Genomic DNA, 24,354 nt, shown 5'->3' on the forward strand with positions numbered 1-24,354 from the left:
TATTTTATTTTCCTTCCGCGTCAACATCGCTTTTAGATTGACTAAAACGGAACCTGTTGTGACAAATCTGTCACAACAGGTTCTTAAAATATATGAATCTCTATGGCCAACATCCTTTGATCTAAACTATTTAGGCAGAGAGGCTTGGTGAGCCTGAATAAACTCATCCATCTGCATTTGAGCCCGCAGCTGAGCACTCGCTAAGGTGTCATCAACACCCATGGTTTCGACGACTTCGTAATAACACTTAATCTTAGGCTCTGTTCCTGAAGGTCTGACAATCACCCTAGCGTCTCCTTCGAGTCTGTAAATAAGCACATCACTACTCGGCAAATCGATACGCTCGACACTACCATCGGCGAAACGGCGTTCACCGCAGCTGATATCATCAACAGAGATAATATTACGGCCCGCTATTGTTACTGGCGGATGATCACGCAAATAAGCTCCTATATTGGGAGTTGCTGGCTGCAGAGCAATGCTCACCTGATCATTAAGATGGAAACCGTGCTCTTTATAGATATCGGCTAATCTATCCCAGATCGTTTCGCCCTTACTGGCAAGTTCACTGGTTAATTGGGCAAATGCGACCAGTGCTGATAAGCCATCTTTATCCCACACCATGTCACCACATGTATAACCAAGCGCCTCTTCGTAAGCAAACAGGAAACGACTGTCTGAGGTTTGTTCTGCCAAAGCCACATTCATTAGCCACTTAAAACCTGTCAAAGTGGTTATGCACCTAGCACTTAAGCTAGCGGCTACTTTCGATAATAAACTCGATGACACAATCGTGGTACAGGTTAACCGTTGCTCTTTAGACGCATGAGTTAATAGATAGTGACCGAATAACACCCCGACTTGATCGCCGGTCAACATCTGGTATTCAGCGCTAGATTGGCTACCATCAATATCAGGCTTACGCACAGCAACAGCAAATCGATCCGCATCGGGATCGTTAGCACACGCCAATATGGCATTATACTTTTTCGCTTCAGCGACCACTAAATCCATCGCCCCTTTCTCTTCGGGGTTAGGGAAACTCACCGTAGGAAAATCACCATCAGGCTCACGTTGAGCAGCAACCGAATAAACCTTAGTGAAACCTGCATCTTTTAGCACAGTTTCAGCCATATCAGCGCCGACACCATGCATCGCCGTATAGGCCAAGCTCACCAATTCTGGACTAGTGTGATTTTGTAATACTTCGGCATTTTTGATCCCTTGACGATAGGTCTGATAGAAATCATCTTCGAGCAAAATCAAAGTGCCCATAGCCTTTGCTTTTTGCAGATCCATTAACTCGATAGGTTTACTGAGTGACTCATCTGCTGCCTTATTCACACAGGCTGCGATACCTGAATCATGCGGCGGAATAATCTGTGCGCCGTTCCCCCAATAGACCTTATAACCATTATATTGTGGTGGGTTATGACTCGCTGTAACGACGACTCCTGCTGCAGCCCCGAAATGCAACACACCAAAAGCAACAAGAGGCGTAGCGGCTACCTTACTGGTCAAATAAACCTTAATTCCCATGGCAGTCAGTACGCCCGCGGCATCATAAGCAAATTGCTTGGAATCATGGCGACCATCGTAACCGATGATGACACCGCGAGAATCGAGATCACTCACCTGAGCTTTTAAGTAGCTTCCGAGGCCTAATGTGGTCTGCTGCACTACAAACCGATTCATCCCCATGGGGCCCGCGCCCACCTCGCCTCTTAACCCAGCGGTACCAAAAGCCAGCCTTCCAGCAAAACGCTTAGCAAGTTCAACGTCATCCTTGCTATCGATCAAGCTCAAAAGCTCCTGTTTTGTACGGGGATCGGGATCAGCCTTAATCCAATTATTCACTCTAAGCTGTAATTGTGTGTTCATGTTCTCACTCCAATGCGACCCAACAAAGTAAAAGAGGATGTTAGGCGAGTTGAAAATCATTAGTATTACTCCCAGATCCTCAATAGAACAAGTAAATTTGCACTATTTTTGCAGCATTTTATTTAATCGTTCAAGTGCAACAGCGCTGGCTTTGAGCGTTAATCTCATGCCGTGTTCATGATATTCCTCTTCTATGACCTGCATCTTACTGTGAATTTCACCCATGATACCGCTGGCCGTATAAGGGATATTAAAACATACTGTACACATCTGCTCCGAGATAAAATCTTGTATAGCTTGATGCACTAAAGTGATGTCATTAGGATCACGCGTGGAGATCTGCAATGCATTGGAAAACTCACTGCTTAACACTTGTTGCTCTGCTTGGGTTAAGCAGTCAACTTTATTAAGCAGCAATAAGCGATTATTAGCGTCAAGGTTTAACTGCTGTAATGCGCCATCAACAACGTTAAGCTGCGTTCTAAAATCTTTATCACTTGCATCCACAACATACAAAAGCAATGTCGCATCTTTCGCTTCCTCTAATGTGGAATGAAATGAAGCAATTAAATCGTGCGGGAGTTTGTTAATAAACCCAACCGTATCCGAGATTAAAATTCGAGGTTGAGTCAGCGGCGATAAAGCCCGCACTGTGGTATCTAAAGTGGCAAATAGCTTATCTTCAACCAATACATCTGAACCCGTCAAACCGCGCATTAAGGAAGATTTGCCAGCATTGGTGTACCCAACTAAAGCCACACAAGGTGTTTCAACACGACTACTACGTTGTTCCTGCATCACCTCTTGAGCTTTTTTTAGCTCACGCCTCAATTCCGCTTGCTTGTCTCGAATCTTGTGACGTTCAATGGCCAAGAGACTCTCACCCTCACCCCGACCGCTTTGACGTTCGCGATCACCACTATGTTCGCTGCGCAATCTAGGCGTTAGATAATTTAATCGTGCCAACTCAACCTGTAATCGTGCCGTTCGCGTACTGGCATGACGGCTAAAAATTTCAATGATGATGCCGGTTCGGTCGAACACTTCAACACCCAATATTTGCTCAACATTACGCAACTGCATTGGACTGAGCTCACAATCAAACACAACAACATTGGCATGAAGTTGAGTTTTAGATACCGTTAAAAATTCGTTCAATTCTTGTTCATCAATGTTCGCCAAGGAATCGGTTTGCTCAGCATCATCAAGTTCACCCGTCATTCTAGCCAACTCCTCGAGCTTACCAGCACCTAAAACTGACAAGCGCTTAATTGAATTCTGCTTCTGTGTTTGAGTGGCAAAAACAGTAAAACCCAGCGTACCGACTAAACGTCCCAATTCGGCTAATGAGCTATTAATATCATTTGTTTTTGCATTAGGTGTGCGAATTGAGATTAATAATGCACGAGTATCTGCTTGTTCAATGATCGTTGACATAGTGACTCAGTAGTTAAGAAAGTAGTATTCACTGTTTTAGATCCTACGCTTTTCTATACGAAAGAAAAGAAAACCAAGCTGCAAACGAACACAGAACAAGCAGTTCAGTGAACATAGGCTTAAAGAAAAGGCGTCATATTTACCTGAGAACAGGAAACTCATCAGTCATTTTTTGATATATTTTTAATGCTATGGTCTTAAAACCATCAGAAGTTGGGTGTATCTCATTTAACCATTCACTTTTTCCATTCAATGTTCCCTTTGAATCAACAACAATAAACTTATCTCTGTGACCACTGATACTTAATATCTCATCGCCTATTCTTTCCATAAATATTTTAATCACACCAACTTGCAACTCCTCCTTAATATTAACCTCGTCCATGAACCTTTTCATCCAGGCTTTTGTTTTAATCAATCCTCCTAAAAAATGCCCACCTACTAATGACGGAAAAGGATAATCGTAGGTATGAGTGATGACTATCGTGTCAGGACTATAGTGATCGCGAATATCTAAAAGCTCCTCATAAGCCAATCCTATTTGTTTTATTTTACGGTCTAATCTTGGGATATTTACACATTGCTCAGCTGTGGTATAAGAAGCACCATCACGGTTTATAAATCGTTCAAAATCATTCTGCCCAACAACATCGTTACCTCCACCACTAAACAATAATAGATCGATTGGTTTTCTATTACTCCTCCTTGTATGCCACCTAAGTAAATTAACCAATTGATGTTTCTGTTTGCCTGACACCATATCAACAGCTTCATCGCCATTAGAAGCCATAGAGTAAAAATTAGCTTTACCACGGGTCCATTGACTAATATGACTGATTAAATTTGATGGTTTACCAGCAATAAGCCACTTGGGCGGATAGGCAAACCAAGAGTCACCTTCACTGACGATATTAAGTCGTTCAGGAAACCTAATTCTCATCTGTGTAAACTCTTTGCTATTGAACGTCTTACTTTTTCTTCTTAAGCGAGCAATATTATTTCTAGATTTTGGCATAATTAGCTTCTCCTTACAGTGGCATCTACAACACATAGACAATGTTAATTTTACAAATCAACGTTACATATGGCGCGCTTTTAATCAACAAAACACGTAAGCTTGAGGCTCAGTTTTTTCAAAGAAACTGAAAATAGTAATGACGAAAAGATGATTTAGTACGACTTGGTTAAACTTAAAAGATCACAAAAAAAACTAGCAATAACTTCCAACAAAAAGGACAAAACCATGAGTTTAAAACGACTCTTAATACCTATTTTAACCCTGCTATCAGCCTGTACAGCATCGACATCATTTCAATCAACGGATCCTGACGTTACTTTGAAGGTTAATAAGACAAAAGCAATAGTATTGAGTGAGCCATCAGCGCAGACTTATAAAACCACCTCTTTTGGACAGTATGTATTTAAAGCAAGTAAAGAGGGGGAGGAGTCTATGTATGGTCTTATTCCACTGAAATTTAACGGTGGGTACCTTGCGGCAGATATATTGTTCTTTGCTCCAGCAATGTTCTTTAACTTACGTGAAGTCTACCCCTATTATGAGTTTGATATAAAGAATGGAGTTGTACGCTATAAAAAGAAAGACACTGACCCGTGGCACACATATACCGCAACCGAAGCTGAAGTTAAGCGAGCACAAATATATTTTGATAGTGAAAGTTAACTTCAAAAAATTTCATCATCCGAATTAACAATCTAATGTCAGACGTCAGAAGTGAAAAAGGGCCGAAAGGCCCTTTTAAATCAATCTGGGTATTATCCTGATTGGGGTTTAATATACGCCTTGTGCTTTCATTGCATCAGCAACTTTGACAAAACCGGCAACGTTAGCACCCAACTCATAGTTAATATGATTATCTTCACGGCCATATTGCTCACAAGTTGCATGGATAGAGTACATGATATCCCGTAAGCGTAGATCCACTTCATCACAACTCCAGCCCAAACGTTGTGCATTTTGACTCATTTCAAGGCCTGAAGTAGCAACACCGCCCGCGTTAGCCGCTTTACCCGGTGCAAACAGAACTTTTGCTTCGTGTAACACAGTAATCGCTTCTGCCGTGCTTGGCATATTGGCACCTTCAGCGACTAATTGTACGCCATTGGCTATCAACATCTGTGCATGTTCTGCGTGTAACTCATTCTGAGTAGCACAAGGCAGAGCAACATCAGCAGCAAACTGCCATGGGGTTCCGTCAGTCACATATTCCAGACCCATTTCATAGGCATAGTCTGCGACTCGTCCGCGACGCTGGTTTTTGATCTCCATCAACTTAACCAGTTTCTCGGTGGTGAAACCTGCGGGGTCCCACACCACACCGCTAGAGTCCGATGCCGTAATGACTCTAGCTCCCATTTCAATGGCTTTTTCGATGGCGTACTGAGCCACATTGCCAGAACCGGATACGGCAACCGTTTTTCCTGCCAATGTTTCACCTTTAGCCTTGAGCATCGCTTCAACAAAGTACAACAAACCATAACCGGTAGCCTCAGGACGGATCAAGCTACCACCAAAAGACAATCCCTTACCGGTAAATACGCATTCAGCACTGTTAGTCAACTTTTTCATCATACCGGTCATATAGCCCACTTCTCGAGCTCCAACACCGATATCACCAGCAGGTACATCGGTATTGGCGCCTAAGTGACGGTGTAGTTCAAACATTAACGCCTGACAGAAGCGCATGACTTCGCCTTCGCTCTTGCCCTTAGGATCAAAGTCACTCCCCCCTTTACCGCCGCCCATTGGCAGCGTAGTCAGGGCATTTTTAAAGGTCTGTTCAAAGGCCAAAAACTTGAGCACAGATTGATTAACAGAAGGATGGAAACGCATCCCCCCTTTGAAAGGACCAATGGCAGAGTTATGCTGGATCCGAAAAGCACGGTTGATCTGCACTTTTCCTTGGTCATCGACCCAAGAAACACGAAACTGAATCAGGCGTTCGGGCTCAACGAGACGTTCTAGAATGCCTGCATTTAAATATTCAGGATGTGCAGCCACAAAAGGCCAAATAGAGGTTAATACCTCTTTTACGGCTTGCAAGAATTCAGGTTGGTCAGGGTTACGAACGGCAACAGTGGAAAGAAAACTGTCGAGAGTCATCTCTGCGATCATTTGGTGCTCCAGGATATACAAGGTATTAAGATTTCAACTATTTGGAATGCACTAGGCAAACCCACAGTTATATTCTGGTGCTGTTTATATCAGGAGTGGTTACTTAATGAATATAAGAGTTTATTAAACCTGTGTGCTTCATCAACAAAACTGAACACTTTATCCTTAGTCTGTGATGATTTGACAATAACCCCCCCCTTTAAAATGAGGAATCACCAATTCATCATGGAATATACTCTATGAAAAATCCCCTTTCCAGAGAATTAAAAAATAAACATATGCCGCGGATAAACATTCAAATATTTACAAACAAACTAAGATTGTTTTATTTATCCCCTTGGATCTCTTTTTGTAGATCTTTAAGTGCGTCTAAAATCGTCATAAATTTCATTCCAAACGGGGTCACTTTGTACTCGACTCGCGGTGGGATCTCCGGGAAAGAGCATTTCTCTAAAATCCCAAACTCAAGGTTTCGCTTCAAGCATTGATTAAGTACTTTTGTGGTTAAGCCATCGACACTGCGCACCATCTCACCAGGTCGATTAATGTCGAGCGCGAGTAGTTCATATACGGTCAGAGACCATTTACAGCCCACTATTGTTTCTACCATACGCGCACTGTCACTGGGTCCGACTACTCGTTGTTGAAAATTAGCAATTTCTTTCTCTTTTAAAGTCATAAAGATGTACCAAAAAGTACCTAGTAAACCAAATAGTGCTTACTTTTATTGTCTATCGATGAGTCTTAAGGTTATCACATCAAACGGCAATTTATGTCGATGCCAGAGTATTCACATTATTAAGATAAGGTTAATTATGACTTTTACACATACAGGTTTAGCACTCATTATCGGTGGCTCTAGTGGAATGGGCTTAGCAACAGCCAAGCAATTGATCAACGCCAATATAGAGGTAGTGATTATCGGTAATAACACTACCAAACTTGAAAAAGCTGTCATTGAGTTGAACCAGTTAAATAGGGCGAAAGCATCCGGTATCCAAGCCGATCTATATCAATCAAGCCATGTGCAACGCATTCTTGAATTTATTGAACGAGATTCGACCCACATAAGCTACTTGGTTAATGCTGCTGGGTACTTCAAACCTAAACCATTTATTGAACACACTGAAAGTGATTATGAGATCTATATGGGATTAAATAAAGCCAGCTTTGTCATCTCTCAAGCCGCTGCCAAGAATATGATCAACAACGGTGGAGGCAATATCGTTAACATAGGCTCCATGTGGGCAAAACAAGCCATAAAAGCGACCCCCTCATCAGCATACTCGATGGCGAAGGCGGGACTTCATGCCTTGACCCAGCATATGGCCATGGAACTTGCTGATTTTAATATCAGAGTCAATGCTGTCTCACCGTCAGTAGTCAAAACGCCCATCTATGAGGCCTTTATCGACCCGGATCAGATGGATGATGCATTAGCCAGTTTCAACGGGTTTCATCCCATAGGCAGAATTGGCACTCCGACCGACATCGCCAACAGCATCAACTTCCTGCTCAGTGATGAAAGCAGTTGGATCACAGGGGTAATATTGGACATAGATGGCGGCGTCATGGCTGGACGCAATTAACTTTATTTATATGGAGATAATAGAACGCTAGAAAGAGTGTTAACCCCATCATATAAGTCAATACAGCAACTTCATTTAGTTGCTGTATTGACTTGCAAGGAAGTCCAAACAATTGCACCAATCCGCCGAGAATTGAGCTCGCACAAAGCCTTCTAAAAAAGCATCTTCACGTTGTTGAGGTATACAACAAGAAATAGTGTAAACTTGCCCCCCTATCAAATACCGCCAGAATATTTTAATCTGTCTATGAGCCAAACACTTTCTCACCATAAAATTGAATGCCACGTCACGGTTACCTCAAGTGAGGACAATGCCGCTTCGCTACTTTCCAATGAAAGTCAGTTATCTAAGCAACTGATCAAGCAGGCCATGACAAAAGGGGCTGTTTGGCACACTCGTGGGCAAAGTACATCACGTCTTAGGCGCGGCAAGAAATCGCTTAAAATTGGCGATGAATTACACCTCTATTACAATCAAGAAGTACTTGAACATCAAGTCGATGACGCTGAGTTGATCGCCGATTTGGATCAATACAGTTTGTGGTACAAACCTTATGGCATGCTATGTCAGGGCTCGAAATGGGGCGATCACACCACCATCAATCGCTATGCAGAAACCCGCCTCACTCCGGACAGACCCGCTTTTATCATTCACCGTTTAGACAGAGCTGCAACAGGACTTGTGCTGATCGGACACAGTAAAGGAATGACAGCAGCATTAGCGAAACTGTTCGAAGTCAGAGCATTAGATAAATATTATCAAGTGATTGTTGAAGGCAACTTTGCAACTCTAGCTCCTGATAACGAGTCTAATCAATCAGTGACTATCGCAACCGATGTAGATGGCAAGTCAGCGTATTCACATGCAAAGCTTATTCGCTATGACGCCGAGCAAAACCGCTCATTAGTGCAAGTGAAAATAGAGTCAGGCCGTAAGCACCAGATCCGTATCCATATGGCTTCTATCGGCTACCCGGTTGTCGGCGACAGGCTACATGGCACAGCGCAAGAGTCAGAGATAAATCTGCAGCTCACCTCCTGTTACCTTAAATTCCCTTGTCCGATAACGGGTGAAATTAAAGAGTTTGAACTGCCAGAGCAATTACGACCTAAATTGTGATTACTGGAGTAAACCTAAACGCTTCATACACAAACGCCTTCATCTGAAGGCGTTTGCAATCTCATCATAATATCGTCGAATCGTTAAACTGAAACTGGCCAACTCTCAGCTTCTATGGCTGCTAAAGCTCTAGCTGCACGTTGCAGTGCTGGTAAAAAATGCAGTGCACTTTCAGGCTTTAAACGCATAATGGGTGCTTGTATTGCTAAACCTAAATTAGAGCGGCCCGAAGGCGTCGGAACCAGTACAGCAACACATAATAACCCAGGTAAAAATTCTTCATTGTCGATGGCGTAACCTGCATGTTTTACGTTGTCAATCTCAGCTTCCAACGCATTGATATCGACAATGGTTTTCTCTGTGTATTGGGTCAATGTCGCGTGTGCCAATAATCTTTTTCGCTGAGAGGGACTCATCTCAGACAAAAACAGTTTGCCGCTCGCTGAGCAATGAACAGGCACTCTGGAACCTGAATGTAGATAGAACCTCAGTGGAGCAGCGGTTTCAATCCTGTCGAGGTAAACGATTTCACCACCAGACAGAGCGGTGATATTACAACTCTCGCCGACATCATCGACAAGCTGACGCAAAACAGCTCGTCTTGCACTGTGGGTGGTATTATTCAACAATAGTTGCTCTGCCAGTCGGCGAAGTCTGCCGCCAGTACTGTAATGACGTTCATCGCCATCACGTTGAATAATGCCAGCAGCTTCAAGTTGTTGCAGCATTCTATGTACAGTGGGTTTAGGCAATCCGGTCTCTTCGACTAACCCCTGTAACGAAAAAAACTCATCTCTTTGCGCAATAACTTCAAGCAATGAAAAAAGACGCAGCGTCGGCGTATCGCCATTGACTCGAACAGCGTTAGGTTGATCACTTTGAGAGTCTTTCATATATCCCCATTATTATTTGTCACAGATGAGAGCCTTAGATTATAACGATTTTTTTTAAGAATTCATTGACGTTAATGACATATAACGCATATTATCACAAATAAATTACAATTATTGGAACTTTACGTCTCGTTTATTTAAAGCGTCAATTGTATTTGATATCTTATGCAAAAACACTAAGTGCCTATTTTAAAATAAGTTCAGAGAAAGGATTGCCATCTCACCGCAACCACAAGAAGAAAATGAATATGAAAGTGATCAGCCGAATAATAGAGCAAGCACGTCAATCTCCACGCACCATCGTCCTATGCGAGAGTGATGATCTGCGCATTGTTCAAGCCGCCTTACGCGCCACTCAAGAAGGGATCGCTAACATTATCCTAGTGGGTCAACTCACTAAAATTATTGAGCTTATTAATGATGATAAGGCCATTAACGTACTCGATAAAATCGCCATCATCGATCCAGAATACTCTTCGCTTGTGGATGATTTTAGTCAGGTATTATGGGAAAAAAGAAAACATAAAGGCATGACTTTAGAGGCGGCAATACAGGAAGTTAACAAGCCCCTTTGTTTCGCAAATCTATTAGTGGATCTTGGCTATGCACATGGATCTGTTGCCGGTGCCGTCAATAACACCGCCGATGTGGTCCGCAGTGCGATTCAAGTGATTGGTGTCAGCCCTGAAGCTAAGCTGGTTTCGAGCTTTTTCCTGATGATCATGTGCCAGCCATTTCATCAACTCAAAGGTGGCATGATCTTTTCAGATTGTGGTTTGGTTATCGAGCCAAGCGCAGAGGAGTTGGCAAATATCGCCATTGCTGCAGCCCATAATGCTCAAGCCCTGCTTGGTGAAGAGCCCAAAGTAGCCATGCTTTCATTCTCGACCAATGGCAGTGCTAAACACTCGGCTGTCGACAAGGTGGTTCATGCCTCAAATTTAATCAAAGCCGCAATGCCTGACTTAGCCATCGATGCAGATGTTCAACTCGATGCGGCGATTGTCGCCGATATAGCTGAGAAAAAAGGACCTAACTCTAAAGTAAAAGGTCAATCCAATGTGCTTATTTTTCCTAACTTAGAGGCGGGAAATATCGGCTATAAACTGGCAGAAAGAATGGCTCAGGCCACGGCTATTGGCCCTTTACTTCAAGGGTTAGCAAAACCTGCCAATGATCTCTCTCGGGGTTGCAACGCCAACGACATCTTTTTAGTCATCGCTGTGACAGTGGTTCAATCTCAAGCATTGGACAATACAAGCCTAGAGCAAAACAATCAGCTCACTCCTATACCTGAGCGATGAATCACAGAGCGCACTATGACAAGCATCCTCATTTTACTGTTACTGATCATCGTGATCGGCACCTATTTTCAAACCTCGACAGGTTTTGGCCTCGGGATCATAGTCACTGGCGCGGCAACCGCATTAGGGCTTGCCGACCTTAGCTTTATCGCCGCGGTGGTCAGCTTGATAACATTAGTCAATTGCGCCTTCTCTCTGCCTGGCAGTATTAAGCAACTCGATTGGCGCGCAGTCTACGTGACAGGGATCGCCGTTATTCCAGGGGTCATTATCGGGGTGGTAATACTCACTTACTTAAGTGATTTCGCAACTCATGTTTTACAGCTACTTCTAGGGCTAATGATCATCATCAGTGGCATAAGTTCTATTCTCGGCACAAAAAATAGCGAGCTAAAAACACGCAGCAATGATGCCAGCTTCTTTATCAGTGGTCTTGCCTCTGGTTTTACCGGTGGTTTATTTGGTATGGCTGGCCCGCCACTGGTATTTCATTTTTATCGCCAACCCTTTCCAATGATGACAATTCGCAACATGCTACTGCTGTTGTTCGCCTGCACTTCTGCCACCCGTAGCGGTTTCCTCGCTTACCAAGGTCTGCTTACCTCAGAGGTATTAATGCTATCCGCATTGGCTCTGCCTTTAGTATCGGCAACCACCTTACTGGCTCGACGTTATCCTCCGCCATTAAGCGCCGATGCGATGCGTTATCTAGTATTTGCGCTTTTAATGTTACTTGGAGGGTACCTATCAATCTCAGCAGTATTCGATTTGCTATAACGAGCTCAATTACTGTCATCGCTTAGTTTTAGTGATCGCCTCTATCAGCCTATTAAACAATGCAACATCAAGTTCTTGCTCAAGATCGATAGCGAGGTTGTTTGGATAATAAGCGCTCAGATCAATACCCACCCCCAAACCTATCACCTCAACCCCTAACCCTTGTTGAGCCGATACGACATCCTTGAGGTGATTATCAAGATAAAAAGGAGTATTGGCCTGATTGGTTGCTGTATCCATAGGGCTACCATCAGAGATAACTACCAAAATTTTTCTACTTGCTTCTTGAGCCAAGAGCCGTTGACTTGCCCATTGCACCGCTTCGCCATCTATTCCTTCACGAAAGAGATCCAGTTTTAGCATGGACGCTAACCCAAGCCGCGCCCGTCGCCAGCTTTGATCACAATGTTTAAATATCAAATGCGACACCGGATTCAAGCGACCGGGATTGGGTGGGCAAGCCTGCCTGCGCCACTGTTTAAGCGCCTGTCCGCCATTCCAAGCCCCTGTTGTAAATCCCAGTACTTCGGTCGCAACACCAGCCATATCTAATGCGCGCACTAGAATATCCAGCATGAGTGCGATCTGATTGACATGGGTCTTCATGGAACCTGAACAATCGATTAGTAAATTGACATGACAATCAATAACAGGTGTGAGATGAGGCTGATAGAATAGATCGGTTTCACTCGGAGAACTGATTAATAGAGGTAAACGTCCTCCATCGATATAACCCTCATCTTTGGATGATTGCCAACCATTGATTTCAGGACGACTTAACTTTATCGAGAACTGACGTGCTAGCCGACTTAGATTAATCCTTTGCTGCAAAACAAGTTTATCTAAATGATGTCGATATTCTTGTAACAATTCAGCGCGAACCAAATTTGCAGGAAAGATAACTTTATCAAACTGTGTAGTGAAGACTTTATAGATCTGTTTCCCCTCAACAAGCCCAGCACTAAGCTTGGTAGCCGCCTTTGCCATCCCTCCTCCATCAGCACTTACCACATCGAGCAGTATGGTAAAACCTTTGACTGCTTCCCCTCTATTCGCGACTTGTTCATCGGGAGGTAAAACACTCTCTTCAGCAGCTATCATATCCTCGATAATGACGGCAAGTTGGAGCGCATAATCCCCATAGCGGCTTTGCGCTTGCCTGTGGCGACGCAGACCTGATAACAGAACTCCTATAACAGGTGCCAGAGCCGCTCGCGTGTGCTCAATTAGGCTTTCTGTTTCAGGTAACACCGCTGTTGCCATCAATCTTGCCCGTGTCACTTGAGCTAAGGTGTAGAGTAAAATCCCAACGGCTGTATCGGTTAGCCCTGAGTGATAAAAAGTCCGAGACCAGTGAGTAAATAAATCATCGATATTCATTCTCATCCCCGGCCACTGCTGTGGCAGCAAGCTTTCGACTCTCAGTTGCTCCAACACCTCAAACACCAATGCCGCTATTTGAGTGACGGGTTTTCGGCTTTGATGCAACTCGAGATCGGAATAGAGAAGTCGCAATGACAAGGCATCAATGCGGCCTCTATGATTGGAGTCGATTGCAGAGTATGCCGACCCCACTTGCTCCTTTTTTTGATCCGAATGTTGGCAATAAGCTTGCAGATGAGGGGCATAAAATGGCATGACTTGCGTGTCCTGATACAGCTTACCATCGCGATAAATGAAACGCTGTGCACCCCCAACTTGTTCAACAAGCTTACTGTTAAATGTATTTAGCAAAGAGGTGGCTACCCCATCTGATTTTTTATCTGGCATGTAAAATCACTCCATCAGCTTCATGATATTGCCTATTCAGTTAACATCAGTTCTTGTCCGAAACAGCGCTGAAAATATTCGGCAACCAGCTCTCTCTCCTGCTCGTCACATTTATTTAAAAATGAAAGCTTAAAAGCAAGACTGAGATCATCGAATATCAAGGTGTTTTCAGCCCAAGTGATCACGGTTCGAGGCGACATTAACGTCGAGAGTTCTCCCGCAACAAAGCCTTTTCGCGTCAAGCTGGCTAATGACACCATTGCATCCACTTTACTTCGATATTCACCCGTCAAATTAGTCACTTGATCTAACACCATACTGACCTCCTCTTCTTGAGGAAGGTAGTTGAGTGATGCCAAAATATTCCAGCGATCAATCTGGGCATGGTTCAGTACTTGAACGCCCCGATACATACCGGAAAAATCTCCCTGACCTATGGTATTCGCCGTGGCAAATAAGCGAAAATCAACATGGGGAGAGATCACTCTGTTCTTATCAAGTAAGGTCAGTTTTCCATCTCGCTCCAAAATACGTTGGATCACAAACATCACATCCGGCCGTCCTGCATCATATTCATCAAAAATAAGCGCAATGGGACGCTGAATAGACCAAGGTAAAATACCCTCTTGAAACTCCGTCACCTGCTTGCCCTCTTTGATGACGATGGTGTCTTTACCCACCAGATCTAATCGACTAATATTGCCGTCTAAATTAACTCGTAAACAGGGCCAGTTCAGCCTAGCTGCAACTTGCTCTATGTGAGTCGATTTACCCGTGCCGTGCATCCCTTGGAGCATCACACGCCGGTTATGTTCAAATCCAGCCAATATGGCCAGTGTCACCTCTTTGTTGAAGTGATACCCCTTATCGATCTCAGGCACATAAACACCGGGTTCCCGAAAACCTGTGACGATTAAGTCTGAATCGATATTAAACACCTCACGTACGTTCACTTCTACCTTATCCGCAGATTCAAAATGCTCGTTTACCCGTTCATTAGTCATATTTAGTCCACTCAACATTTTGTTTTAAAAACAGTTCCAATCCATATATTTAGAAAAGTCAGCTTAATAAACCAAGCTCAACCTCCCTTTGGTTTCCATGAAATTAACATGTAAATGCAGAAATCAGAACAAAAAGTACCATTTTTTATAATTAGTGTTTGACAGGATGTTTTATAGACAATAGTGTAGATAACGATCAATTAGTGGAACCTTTCATTCCATAAAACAATTTATTTGATAAGTATTCATTCAAGGAATTACTCGTTATGCGCAAACAAAATGACCGAGCAGTGGTTGAAGGTCCGACTAAGATGACACCATCAGAGGCCTTCGTAGAGACTATGGTTGCCAATGATGTGACAAATATATTCGGCATTATGGGATCTGCATTTATGGATGCCATGGATATATTTGCTCCAGCAGGTATCCGTCTAATTCCAGTAGTTCATGAGCAAGGTGCCGGCCATATGGCAGATGGTTTCTCTCGTGTATCGGGCACTCATGGTGTGGTAATAGGTCAAAATGGACCCGGGATCAGCAACTGTGTCACCGCCATCGCAGCCGCTTATTGGGCACATAGCCCGGTTGTCATTATCACTCCTGAAACAGGCACAATGACTCAAGGGTTAGGTGGATTTCAGGAATGTAACCAGTTACCTATGTTTCAAGAGTTCACTAAATATCAAGGTCACGTCACACATCCTCATCGCATGGCTGAATACACCGGCCGCTGTTTTGACCGTGCATTAAGTGAAATGGGACCAACCCAGCTTAATATTCCTCGTGATTATTTCTACGGTGAGAGCACCTATGATATCCCTAAGCCTTCACGTCTTGACCGAGGTCCAGGTGGCGAACAAAGCTTAAATAAAGCGGCAGATTTACTGGCGACAGCTAAATTCCCAGTGATTATTTCCGGTGGTGGTGTGGTCATGGGAAATGCCGTCGAAGAGTGTAAAGCATTGGCTGAACGCTTAGGTGCGCCAGTCGTAAACAGTTACCTGCACAATGACTCTTTTCCAGCAAGTCACGAACTTTGGTGTGGCCCATTAGGTTACCAAGGTTCAAAAGCGGCCATGAAGTTAATCGCACAAGCCGATGTAGTGATAGCACTTGGTTCACGCTTAGGCCCATTTGGCACCCTGCCGCAACACGGTATGGATTACTGGCCAAAAGAAGCCAAGATTATTCAGATCGATGCAGACAACAAGATGCTAGGTCTAGTGAAGAAAATATCTGTCGGTATTTGTGGCGATGCTAAAGCCGCCGCCATCGCACTCACTGAGCGTCTAGCAGGACGAACCTTAGATTGTGACGCCACGATTGCAGAGCGTAAAGACAAGATCTGCGCCGAGAAGATGGCTTGGGAAAAAGAGCTAGATGAATGGACTCATGAAACCGATGCATTCAGCTTAGACATGATCAAAGAAAATGCCGAAGAAACCCCCTTCTCAGGTGGTGAATACCTGCATCCTCGTCAGGTGCTTCGTGAACTTGAAAAAGCCATGCCTGAAGATGTCATGGTCTCTACCGACATTGGCAACATCAACTCCATCGCCAACAGTTATCTACGATTCGAAAAGCCACGAAGTTTTTTTGCTGCTATGAGCTTTGGTAACTGTGGTTACGCGTTCCCGACCATCATAGGCGCTAAAGTTGCTGCACCAGAGCGCCCAGCGGTTTCCTATGCCGGTGACGGTGCTTGGGGAATGAGCTTAATGGAAACCATGACCTGTGTACGTCATGACATTCCCGTTACGGCAGTTGTCTTCCATAACCGCCAATGGGGTGCAGAAAAGAAGAATCAGGTCGATTTCTATGACCGCCGCTTTGTTGCTGGTGAGCTGGACAACCAAAGTTTTGCCGAGATAGCGCGCGCTATGGGCGCTGAAGGTATCACTGTCGATCGTCTTGAAGATGTCGGCCCAGCACTTAAGAAAGCCATCGATATGCAAATGAATGAAGGTAAAACTACCATCATAGAGATCATGTGTACCCGTGAGCTGGGTGATCCGTTCCGCCGTGATGCCCTTTCAACCCCGGTACGCCACTTAGAAAAATATAAAGATTACGTCTAACGCTTGTCGAAGTAAGCCTGGCTCGTCTTTGAGTCAGGTACTTTTTTCAACTAGGACCATAAGATCATGAGCACTGAACAACTAACAAAGCCACTGAGTAGCTTCAGTAAGGTGCAAACGATTTTACCGGGATTCATGTTATGTGGAGTGATTGCCGCCGCAGCCTCATTTATCTCGGAGCACTATGGCGGACCTAAATTTCTCTATGCATTGTTGCTTGGGATCTCATTTCACTTCTTGGTGGATAACCCAAGATGCATTTTAGGCATTGAGACCTGTGCAAAAAAATTAGTGCGTGTGGGCGTTGCCTTACTCGGCGTTCGCATCGCCGTGAGTGACATCAGCGATCTGGGCGCTTTAGGGATTATCGCACTCGCAGCGGGAGTCGCCTTGACCATAGGTTTTAGCTTATTGCTAGCACGACTATTAAAGCTGCCTTACATGTTAGGCCTGCTTGCTGGCGGCGCAACGGGAATTTGTGGCATATCTGCCGCGATGGCAATCTCATCGACCTTGCCACAAAACGAAGAAAACGAACATTACACCTTATTGACTGCTATTGGCATTGCCACCTTCTCAACCGTTGCCATGGTGGTGTATCCGCTTATCGTGAGCTCTTTGGGTTTAACAACTGCAGAAGCAGGGCTATTTTTAGGTGGCTCGATACACGATGTCGCTCAGGTCGTTGGCGCTGGATACATGCTATCTCCTGAGATCGGTGACGCAGCGACGTTAGCCAAGATGTTTAGAGTCGCCATGTTAATGCCAGTGATCATGATACTTGTCTTTGCCCTCAGATCTGAACGAGAGAAATTCAATGGCAAAGAGGGAAAGAGACAACCTTTAGTGCCGCTATTTCTGTTGGTGTTTATCGCCCTGATTGTACTCAATCAATTTGGCTTGATATCTAAAGAGGTGAGCACACTGTTCTCAACAATATCAACCTGGTGCTTAGTGATATCAATCGCGGCACTAGGGGTAAAAACCTCCTTTGAGAAACTCATCGGATTGGGTTGGAAGCCCATTTTACTCCTGTTGAGCAACACGGTATTCATCGCACTCTATATACTCGCCATTATCTATTTAGGCCAGATCATATCGAGTTAGCGATAATGAATACAAACGCAGTTTTATCGACAAAAGCAAAAAACAGCACAAGATGAAAAAGTCGCCAACGACTAAACTTGTAGATGTTTACACTGCGCAAGCATGGCTTTGATTGATAAAAAATAGTAAATGCGATACAAAACATTTCATTATTTGGAATGACGATTAAAAAATTATGATGTGAGCAGTAAATAAATATAACTAATCAGGGATCCATTTAAATGAATAATCAAACAACCATGGCGTTTTTAGACTCTTTTTCTCAAGCATGGAATGACCATGATATTGATGCGTTGATGAACTGCATGACCCAGGACTGTGAGTTCCATGCTACTGCAGGACCGGAGCTTTTAGGCACCAGCTTTTATGGTTTTGATGAGGTAAAAGCGGCATTTCAACTCGCATGGAAGAACTTCCCTGACGCTCAGTGGTTAGATGCTGAACATTTTATCTGTGGTGACCGTGCTGTCACAGAGTCCACTTTTTGTGGCACTAAGGCTGACGGCAGCCGAATCGAAGCTCGAATGGTGGATATTTTTACCCTACGTAATGGCAAAATTCAGATTAAGAATGCCTTCCGTAAAGATCGTCCCTCTCTGGCAGTGTCCGCTTAATCGCGCACTATTATTCTGCACAACGCATTAAGGATGACCATGAGCAAAAACCTCGAAACCGCAGGCTTAACCCTAAAAGCTAGGATGAGTGCACAAAAGCCATATGATCCACAATATGATCCTTTAGTGCATGCCAATCCAGGACAGGGGCAAGATTATGCCCCAACCTATTGGATTGGCACTGCAGGAGAGGCACCTGAAGATGATGGCCCTATTATTGGCGATATCTCTGCCGATGTGGTGATTGTCGGCTCTGGTTACACAGGGTTGTGTGCAGCCATCTACCTTGCAGAACATTACGGCATTAAAGCCACAGTATTAGAGGCCAATCGGACAAGCTGGGGTTGCAGTACCCGTAATGGTGGGCAAGCTCAGTGTGCATCTGGACGCTTAAAACGCTCACAATGGATTGAACGTTGGGGCGTCGACACTGCACTGCGTATGCATCAAGAATGTCTTGATGGTATGCAAACCTTTAAGGATCTGATTAAAGATATTGATTGTGAGCCTCAAACTGGCGGGCACCTCTATATCGCTCATCGCGATAAGATAATGCCGACATTAGAGAAAGAGGCCTCATTACTGCGTAAAACCTTTAATTACGACGCACAAATCTTAGATGCGGCGACGCTCAAGAACCAGTTTGTCGGTGATAATGAAGCAGCGGGTGCCATGCATGAACCTAAAGGTATAGGTATTCATGCGGGGAAACTGGCTTTTGGTTATCTGAAAAAAGCCCGTGCATTAGGCGTAAAGGTTCACCCAGGCAGTCCTGTTATCGGCTGGGAAACCCGTAATGGCGAGCATTATCTAAGAACTCCTGGCGGTGTCGTCAGAGCGGGCGCTGTTGGTTTGGCAACGGGTGGCTACACCTCACAGGGATTGCACTCAAGTACCAAGAATCGCCTCTTGCCTATTTTATCTAATTCCATCGTCACCCGACCGTTAACCAAGGCTGAACTCGAGGCTTGCAACTTTAAGACTCATCAGGTGCTCACCGATACTCGAGTATTAAGACATTACTACCGTCTCTTGCCTGACAACCGTGTTCAAATTGGCAGCCGAAGTGCCATTAGTGGACACAATGCGCCTCAGCAAAAATATCAACAATTTCTGGAAAACGATTTAGCCAAAAAATTCCCCGCGCTCAAGGGAATACAAATAGATTACTCCTGGTGGGGATGGGTTGATGTCAGCCATGACATGATGCCGCGCATCTGCCGTCCAGATCCTAAAGAGACCATCTACTACGCCTTGGGCTACGGTGGCAACGGGGTCATGTATTCAGCTCAAGCAGGTAAACGACTCGCCCAGTGGATTGCCGGAGAGGAGACTCAGATAGATCTGCCTATATTTCAATCTCAGCTGCCCTTCCCCAATATCCGTGAAGCGATTGAATCTGAGGCATTTGCTCCCTTTAGAAGAATGGGTCAAAGGTTTTTGTACAACTGGTATCACCTTAAAGATGAAGTTCTTTAAGGTGATGCAAACCTAGTATTTTTAATTCGAATCTTATAACAATATAACAGGATAGAACTATGAAATTTGTTAAAGGCATCATTGTGCCACTCATCACCAGTGTTAGCATGCTCGCAGCAGTACCCATGGTTTCGGCCGACACCTTTAAGATGGCATTAGGGGATGCCGCTGGAGGAACTCAGTGGGAGTTGGGACAGAAGTTTCAAACCCTACTTAGTGAGAAGACTGGCGGAAAAACCACTGTCGATCTCTTTCCCAATGGCCAGTTAGGCAATGAGCAAGATACTGTTAATAATGCCTCCATGGGCATATTGGATTTCTCAGTCCTCGCCATTAACAACGTCACCCCTTTCTCACCGAGTGTCGGTTTGCTCACCATGCCTTATGTTATTTTAAGTGCAGAAGAGGCAAAGACCTTAACCCAAGGAAAGATAGGTCAGCAGCTGGTTCAAAACACCATTAATGATGCTGGAGTGCGCATTGTTGGTTGGGCATACTCAGGTTTTCGAGTGCTAACAAACTCTAAGCGTCCGATTGAGTCTCTGTCAGATCTTAAAGGTCTAGTGATCCGCGTTCCACGCAATGAAATCATGATGTCCACCTATCAAGCATGGGGCGTCAATCCAACACCGATGGCTTGGTCAGAGACCTTTACTGGCCTGCAATTAGGCGTCGTTGATGGACAAGACAACCCTTACATCACTATCGATGCGATGAAGTTTAATGAAGTTCAAAAATATGTCACCAACATTCGTTACATCTTCTCCATCGAGCCACTCATCATCAGTGAATCTGTGTTTCAGGCGCAAAAGCCTGCGATGCAAGCGATCATCTTAGAAGCCGGTAAAGAAGCCACTGAACACAGCTACGCCTTCTTATTAGAGTCAGAGGACAAGATTAAGACGTCTTTAGTGGCCAAAGGCATGGTTATCTCAAACCCAAGCAATGGTGAAAAAGAATGGATAGATGTTGCCACTAAAACGGTCTGGCCTAAGTTTTATGACAGCATAGGCGGCAAAGTTAAACTTGATGAAGCTTTAGCGACCTTAGGTCGCACCGTTAATTAATTCTAAGCGAGATGAGCATTATTAATTCTGAGGTTTATACACGTTCCAAGTAATAATCGAAATGGCGAGTGCGAATATTAACAATAGTGTTGTTCGCTTTAATCAGAGTTGTTTATTGAGGACAAGAATATGTCTGCTAAGCATTTTTTTATAAAACACATTAATAATATTGAAGAGTATTTATGTGCTTTATTATTAGCCGCTTTTGTTATGTTGTTGTTTGCACAAATTGTATTACGCCAACTGTTTCAATACTCCATCCCTTGGGGAGATGAAGTTGCCACTTATATGTTTGTTTGGTTTGCTTATCTTGGTGCAGTTGTCGCCGCGAAGATGTCTGCACATAACCGAGTGACATTTCACTTTAAATGGTTTCCGCCCATCATCAAAACTGTGAGTGAGACTGTAGCCGATCTTTTATGGGTCGCATTCAACGCCTTTTTTGTTTATTTAAGCTATGACTTTGTCTTCAATAAAATGAACCTATTTTGGAAGTCGCAAACGACGGGAATTCCAATGAAGTACTTTTATCTTATTTTACCCATAGCATTCACACTCATGTCGGTAAGAATACTGTGGAATCTGTATTTAAAACTGTTTAAAGGGGTTGAGGTTCTTGACCCTGAAGCTGAAGAGCTCAAGAAAATCAGTCAGTCTACTCAAGGCGAGGTATAAAGATGGAACAGTATCTCACGCTTATTCTGTTTGGTGGTTTCTTGATCATGCTCATTCTGGGCGCGCCTATCACCGTTTCTCTGGCTGGCGCTGCAATGGCCGCCTATCTGATACTGGATAAGAACCCCATCGCACTGGTTCAGATAGCCTTTACCTCTGTGGGGAACTTCCCGTTAATGGCCTTGCCCGCTTTCGTTCTTGCTGGCGCACTAATGGAGGCGGCAGGAATATCTAGACGACTGGTGGACATCGCCGAACATTTGGCAGGGCCTATTACCGGTGGCTTAGGGGCTGCAACCATTGTCGCCTGTGTTTTTTTTGGTTCGATATCAGGTTCTGGCCCAGCGACAACCGCAGCGGTTGGCATGCTGATGATCCCCGCGATGGTCAAACGTAACTATGATAGAAGCTACGCATCAGCAGTCACTGCGGCCTCAGGCGGATTGGGCATTATCATTCCTCCCTCAATTCCATTAGTCATTTTCGGGATATCTTCCATGGGGCTCAAGCCTCCAGCAGAAGCCGTTGCCCTGCATGGTCAATTTGCCAGCGTCTCTATCCCTAAGCTGTTTATTGCTGGAGTGATTCCAGGGCTAATTATCGCCAGTACCTTGATTGCGATGAACTACGTTATCTCCAAACGCAAAGACTATAAAGGGCTAACTGACACTTGGTCTGTTGCTGAAATAGCCGTGGTGTTCCGCCGTGGGATCTGGTCACTACTCGCTCCAGTGTTAATTCTTGGCGGCATATATTCCGGCATATTTACTCCGACAGAGTCGGCAATCATCGCTGTGGTTTATTCGCTTTTTGTGGGCTTCTTTATTCATAAAGAGATGAAGATTAGCAATGTGTTTAAGTCATTATCAACCACAACGTGGATCACCGGCAGAGTCCTATTAATCCTGTTTGCCGCCACGGTCTTTGGTCGTCTGTTAGTGGAACAAAGAATTCCAGCCATCATTGCTGAAAACTTACTTCACATGACTGACAACATGTACCTGATCTGGATATTAATGATTGGCTTCTTGCTGTTTGTAGGGATGTTTATGGAGACGCTGGCAGCCATTATGATCATAGTGCCTGTGATGCTACCCATCATGTACATGCTCGGGGCAGATCCCACCCATGTCGGCATCGTTGTGGTGTGTGTGCTCTCCATTGGATTTGCCACTCCCCCCTTAGGTGAAAACATCTTTGTGGCCTCGGGGATAGGCGGTTCTACCGTCGAGCAGATCACCACCCGCATTCACCCCTTTGTATTGGCATCAATCATTGGCGTCATGCTTATCGCCTTCTTCCCTCAATTAACACTTTGGCTTCCCTCCCTAGTGGGATACTGATTAATTCATTTATAAAATAAAATTTTGATTAATTTTACGCATTTAGGAATGTCCTATGAATATTAAATTAAAAAATGGCTTATTAGCTGCAAGCTTAGTGATTAGCAGTTCAGTATCTGCCGGCATGACAGCCGCAGATGGCGATATGACAGTCACTCACATAGAAACCAAAGAGGAAGTAAAAGCCAAGGTTCTACTAGCGAAAGCCATTGAGCATATACAAAAAAATGGCAGTGAAACTGTGACTGATTTCAACCAGAAAGCGGAGTTCTTCGATGGTAACTTATATGTTTTTGCACTTAGTATCGACGGTCAATTCTTAGCCAGTGGTGGCTCCTCCTCGGTACTAGTCGGCGATACCGTATTAAATACCTTCGATATGTATGGTAAGTATTTCTTTCGCGAAATGATCCAAAAAGCCAAAAAAGATGGCCATGGGGCCGTGGAGTATCACTGGAAAAACCCAACCGATAGATCTGCTTCACCTAAAAGAACCCTGTTTCAACGTGTGGGTGACACCATCATCGCCGTGGGTTACTACCCAGTCAGAGCCAATGCTTTTCAAGCCAAGGAACTATTGGGACTTGCCACCGTTGAAATTCATGAGAATTTAAAATCTGCACTGTATAAATTTAACAATTTAGATGGTCAGTATGTAAATGGCGATCTCTATATTTTTGTTATCGATACTAAGACTAAGCTGTTTCTGGCCCACGGTGTTAGTCGAGGATTTATAGGACAATCCATCGATACGGTATTGGATGACGTTGGCAAAGAAGCGACTAATAAGATGCTGGACTTGGTAAAAAATCAAGATTCCGGTGAAATAAGTTATATATGGACAAACCCCATCACTAACGAAAAAGAGATAAAACACACCTTTTTTCGATTAGTCGATGGAAATCTATTAGGTGTTGGTTTTTATACTCCTAATTAAATAATTTGTTTATTACAAATAATAATACATATATAAATTTAAATATGGAGTATCTATTCGTTATTAATGAAAAACATTAAAACTTAACAAAACAACCAATTAGAGGCACTTATTCTAATTCTATTCGATAGCATTATTAGAGTAGCT

At 44.0% G+C, this 24,354-nt stretch carries 21 protein-coding genes; 13 read left to right on the top strand and 8 right to left on the bottom strand.

All coding sequences use genetic code 11. The features are described 5' to 3' along the window. Nucleotides 1-126 precede the first annotated feature (126 nt). From HWQ47_RS17550 to HWQ47_RS17560, 3 genes are all read right to left on the bottom strand, one after another. Nucleotides 127-1,881, bottom strand: a complete 1,755-nt coding sequence (locus HWQ47_RS17550; RefSeq protein ID WP_269967354.1) for a phospho-sugar mutase — start codon at nucleotides 1,879-1,881, stop codon at nucleotides 127-129. 102 nt (nucleotides 1,882-1,983) lie between these two features. Next, nucleotides 1,984-3,318 carry a GTPase HflX gene (gene hflX / locus HWQ47_RS17555; protein WP_269967355.1) on the bottom strand — a complete coding sequence of 445 codons (1,335 nt, stop codon included), beginning with the start codon at nucleotides 3,316-3,318 and terminating at the stop codon, nucleotides 1,984-1,986. A 139-nt stretch (nucleotides 3,319-3,457) separates the two neighbouring features. Further along, nucleotides 3,458-4,333 (bottom strand): hypothetical protein, encoded by an 876-nt coding sequence (locus tag HWQ47_RS17560; RefSeq protein ID WP_269967356.1) that lies wholly within the window; start codon nucleotides 4,331-4,333, stop codon nucleotides 3,458-3,460. Nucleotides 4,334-4,561: 228 nt separating this feature from the next. Here HWQ47_RS17560 and HWQ47_RS17565 point away from each other — a divergent pair, with 228 nt between their 5' ends. Beyond that, a complete protein-coding gene (locus tag HWQ47_RS17565) occupies nucleotides 4,562-4,999 on the top strand; it encodes a hypothetical protein (protein WP_269967357.1) in 438 nt (145 codons plus the stop codon). Between the two features lie 108 nt (nucleotides 5,000-5,107). Here HWQ47_RS17565 and gdhA read toward each other — a convergent pair whose 3' ends face one another. Together gdhA and HWQ47_RS17575 are read right to left on the bottom strand one after the other, a co-directional pair. Further along, nucleotides 5,108-6,451, bottom strand: coding sequence for an NADP-specific glutamate dehydrogenase (gene gdhA / locus HWQ47_RS17570; RefSeq protein WP_326515454.1), 1,344 nt, complete (start codon nucleotides 6,449-6,451; stop codon nucleotides 5,108-5,110). Nucleotides 6,452-6,776: 325 nt separating this feature from the next. After that, on the bottom strand, nucleotides 6,777-7,130 hold the full coding sequence (locus HWQ47_RS17575; protein WP_269967358.1) for a winged helix-turn-helix transcriptional regulator: 354 nt from the start codon (nucleotides 7,128-7,130) through the stop codon (nucleotides 6,777-6,779). A gap of 136 nt (nucleotides 7,131-7,266) precedes the next feature. Here HWQ47_RS17575 and HWQ47_RS17580 point away from each other — a divergent pair, with 136 nt between their 5' ends. Further along, nucleotides 7,267-8,040: an SDR family NAD(P)-dependent oxidoreductase gene (locus HWQ47_RS17580; protein WP_269967359.1), complete on the top strand. Its 774-nt coding sequence runs from the start codon at nucleotides 7,267-7,269 to the stop codon at nucleotides 8,038-8,040. 246 nt (nucleotides 8,041-8,286) lie between these two features. Further along, nucleotides 8,287-9,159, top strand: a complete 873-nt coding sequence (locus HWQ47_RS17585; protein WP_269967360.1) for an RluA family pseudouridine synthase — start codon at nucleotides 8,287-8,289, stop codon at nucleotides 9,157-9,159. Between the two features lie 83 nt (nucleotides 9,160-9,242). On the opposite strand, the gene HWQ47_RS17590 is transcribed toward HWQ47_RS17585, so the two are convergent. Further along, complete coding sequence (locus tag HWQ47_RS17590; protein WP_269967361.1) at nucleotides 9,243-10,052, bottom strand: IclR family transcriptional regulator; 810 nt, start codon at nucleotides 10,050-10,052, stop codon at nucleotides 9,243-9,245. A gap of 242 nt (nucleotides 10,053-10,294) precedes the next feature. Here HWQ47_RS17590 and pta point away from each other — a divergent pair, with 242 nt between their 5' ends. Both pta and HWQ47_RS17600 read left to right on the top strand, forming a co-directional pair. Next, the gene (gene pta / locus HWQ47_RS17595) at nucleotides 10,295-11,356 is read left to right on the top strand and encodes a phosphate acetyltransferase (protein WP_269967362.1); all 1,062 of its coding nucleotides are present in this window, start codon (nucleotides 10,295-10,297) and stop codon (nucleotides 11,354-11,356) included. 15 nt (nucleotides 11,357-11,371) lie between these two features. After that, entirely contained in the window at nucleotides 11,372-12,133 is a 762-nt protein-coding gene (locus tag HWQ47_RS17600; protein ID WP_269967363.1) for a sulfite exporter TauE/SafE family protein, read from the top strand. Between the two features lie 15 nt (nucleotides 12,134-12,148). Here the strand turns inward: HWQ47_RS17600 and HWQ47_RS17605 are convergent, their stop codons facing one another. Both HWQ47_RS17605 and HWQ47_RS17610 read right to left on the bottom strand, forming a co-directional pair. Next, on the bottom strand, nucleotides 12,149-13,903 hold the full coding sequence (locus tag HWQ47_RS17605) for a cobaltochelatase CobT-related protein (RefSeq protein ID WP_269967364.1): 1,755 nt from the start codon (nucleotides 13,901-13,903) through the stop codon (nucleotides 12,149-12,151). 32 nt (nucleotides 13,904-13,935) lie between these two features. Further along, the gene (locus HWQ47_RS17610; RefSeq protein WP_269967365.1) at nucleotides 13,936-14,907 is read right to left on the bottom strand and encodes an AAA family ATPase; all 972 of its coding nucleotides are present in this window, start codon (nucleotides 14,905-14,907) and stop codon (nucleotides 13,936-13,938) included. A 266-nt stretch (nucleotides 14,908-15,173) separates the two neighbouring features. On the opposite strand from HWQ47_RS17610, the gene xsc reads away from it, so the two are divergent. The 8 genes from xsc (at nucleotide 15,174) to HWQ47_RS17650 (ending at nucleotide 24,207) form a co-directional block, all read left to right on the top strand. Further along, nucleotides 15,174-16,985 (top strand): sulfoacetaldehyde acetyltransferase, encoded by a 1,812-nt coding sequence (gene xsc / locus HWQ47_RS17615; RefSeq protein WP_269967366.1) that lies wholly within the window; start codon nucleotides 15,174-15,176, stop codon nucleotides 16,983-16,985. A 66-nt stretch (nucleotides 16,986-17,051) separates the two neighbouring features. Continuing rightward, on the top strand, nucleotides 17,052-18,092 hold the full coding sequence (locus HWQ47_RS17620) for a YeiH family protein (RefSeq protein WP_269967367.1): 1,041 nt from the start codon (nucleotides 17,052-17,054) through the stop codon (nucleotides 18,090-18,092). A 221-nt stretch (nucleotides 18,093-18,313) separates the two neighbouring features. Then, entirely contained in the window at nucleotides 18,314-18,706 is a 393-nt protein-coding gene (locus HWQ47_RS17625) for a nuclear transport factor 2 family protein (protein WP_269967368.1), read from the top strand. Nucleotides 18,707-18,745: 39 nt separating this feature from the next. Next, nucleotides 18,746-20,185, top strand: coding sequence for an NAD(P)/FAD-dependent oxidoreductase (locus tag HWQ47_RS17630; protein ID WP_269967369.1), 1,440 nt, complete (start codon nucleotides 18,746-18,748; stop codon nucleotides 20,183-20,185). Between the two features lie 59 nt (nucleotides 20,186-20,244). Beyond that, nucleotides 20,245-21,252 carry a TRAP transporter substrate-binding protein gene (locus HWQ47_RS17635; RefSeq protein WP_269967370.1) on the top strand — a complete coding sequence of 336 codons (1,008 nt, stop codon included), beginning with the start codon at nucleotides 20,245-20,247 and terminating at the stop codon, nucleotides 21,250-21,252. A 129-nt stretch (nucleotides 21,253-21,381) separates the two neighbouring features. After that, complete coding sequence (locus HWQ47_RS17640; RefSeq protein WP_269967371.1) at nucleotides 21,382-21,927, top strand: TRAP transporter small permease; 546 nt, start codon at nucleotides 21,382-21,384, stop codon at nucleotides 21,925-21,927. 2 nt (nucleotides 21,928-21,929) lie between these two features. Further along, entirely contained in the window at nucleotides 21,930-23,270 is a 1,341-nt protein-coding gene (locus HWQ47_RS17645) for a TRAP transporter large permease (RefSeq protein ID WP_269967372.1), read from the top strand. A 55-nt stretch (nucleotides 23,271-23,325) separates the two neighbouring features. Further along, nucleotides 23,326-24,207: a cache domain-containing protein gene (locus HWQ47_RS17650; RefSeq protein ID WP_269967373.1), complete on the top strand. Its 882-nt coding sequence runs from the start codon at nucleotides 23,326-23,328 to the stop codon at nucleotides 24,205-24,207. Nucleotides 24,208-24,354: the final 147 nt, after the last annotated feature.

This window comes from Shewanella sp. MTB7 (assembly GCF_027571385.1).
GTDB lineage: Bacteria > Pseudomonadota > Gammaproteobacteria > Enterobacterales > Shewanellaceae > Shewanella.

Excerpts from the sequence above, each read along its gene's own strand:
- HWQ47_RS17550 (WP_269967354.1), bottom strand. The coding sequence starts at position 1,881 with ATGAACACACAATTACAGCTTAGAGTGAATAATTGGATTAAGGCTGAT.
- hflX (WP_269967355.1), bottom strand. The coding sequence starts at position 3,318 with ATGTCAACGATCATTGAACAAGCAGATACTCGTGCATTATTAATCTCA.
- HWQ47_RS17560 (WP_269967356.1), bottom strand. The coding sequence starts at position 4,333 with ATGCCAAAATCTAGAAATAATATTGCTCGCTTAAGAAGAAAAAGTAAG.
- HWQ47_RS17565 (WP_269967357.1), top strand. The coding sequence starts at position 4,562 with ATGAGTTTAAAACGACTCTTAATACCTATTTTAACCCTGCTATCAGCC.
- gdhA (WP_326515454.1), bottom strand. The coding sequence starts at position 6,451 with ATGATCGCAGAGATGACTCTCGACAGTTTTCTTTCCACTGTTGCCGTT.
- HWQ47_RS17575 (WP_269967358.1), bottom strand. The coding sequence starts at position 7,130 with ATGACTTTAAAAGAGAAAGAAATTGCTAATTTTCAACAACGAGTAGTC.
- HWQ47_RS17580 (WP_269967359.1), top strand. The coding sequence starts at position 7,267 with ATGACTTTTACACATACAGGTTTAGCACTCATTATCGGTGGCTCTAGT.
- HWQ47_RS17585 (WP_269967360.1), top strand. The coding sequence starts at position 8,287 with ATGAGCCAAACACTTTCTCACCATAAAATTGAATGCCACGTCACGGTT.
- HWQ47_RS17590 (WP_269967361.1), bottom strand. The coding sequence starts at position 10,052 with ATGAAAGACTCTCAAAGTGATCAACCTAACGCTGTTCGAGTCAATGGC.
- pta (WP_269967362.1), top strand. The coding sequence starts at position 10,295 with ATGAATATGAAAGTGATCAGCCGAATAATAGAGCAAGCACGTCAATCT.
- HWQ47_RS17600 (WP_269967363.1), top strand. The coding sequence starts at position 11,372 with ATGACAAGCATCCTCATTTTACTGTTACTGATCATCGTGATCGGCACC.
- HWQ47_RS17605 (WP_269967364.1), bottom strand. The coding sequence starts at position 13,903 with ATGCCAGATAAAAAATCAGATGGGGTAGCCACCTCTTTGCTAAATACA.
- HWQ47_RS17610 (WP_269967365.1), bottom strand. The coding sequence starts at position 14,907 with ATGACTAATGAACGGGTAAACGAGCATTTTGAATCTGCGGATAAGGTA.
- xsc (WP_269967366.1), top strand. The coding sequence starts at position 15,174 with ATGCGCAAACAAAATGACCGAGCAGTGGTTGAAGGTCCGACTAAGATG.
- HWQ47_RS17620 (WP_269967367.1), top strand. The coding sequence starts at position 17,052 with ATGAGCACTGAACAACTAACAAAGCCACTGAGTAGCTTCAGTAAGGTG.
- HWQ47_RS17625 (WP_269967368.1), top strand. The coding sequence starts at position 18,314 with ATGAATAATCAAACAACCATGGCGTTTTTAGACTCTTTTTCTCAAGCA.
- HWQ47_RS17630 (WP_269967369.1), top strand. The coding sequence starts at position 18,746 with ATGAGCAAAAACCTCGAAACCGCAGGCTTAACCCTAAAAGCTAGGATG.
- HWQ47_RS17635 (WP_269967370.1), top strand. The coding sequence starts at position 20,245 with ATGAAATTTGTTAAAGGCATCATTGTGCCACTCATCACCAGTGTTAGC.
- HWQ47_RS17640 (WP_269967371.1), top strand. The coding sequence starts at position 21,382 with ATGTCTGCTAAGCATTTTTTTATAAAACACATTAATAATATTGAAGAG.
- HWQ47_RS17645 (WP_269967372.1), top strand. The coding sequence starts at position 21,930 with ATGGAACAGTATCTCACGCTTATTCTGTTTGGTGGTTTCTTGATCATG.
- HWQ47_RS17650 (WP_269967373.1), top strand. The coding sequence starts at position 23,326 with ATGAATATTAAATTAAAAAATGGCTTATTAGCTGCAAGCTTAGTGATT.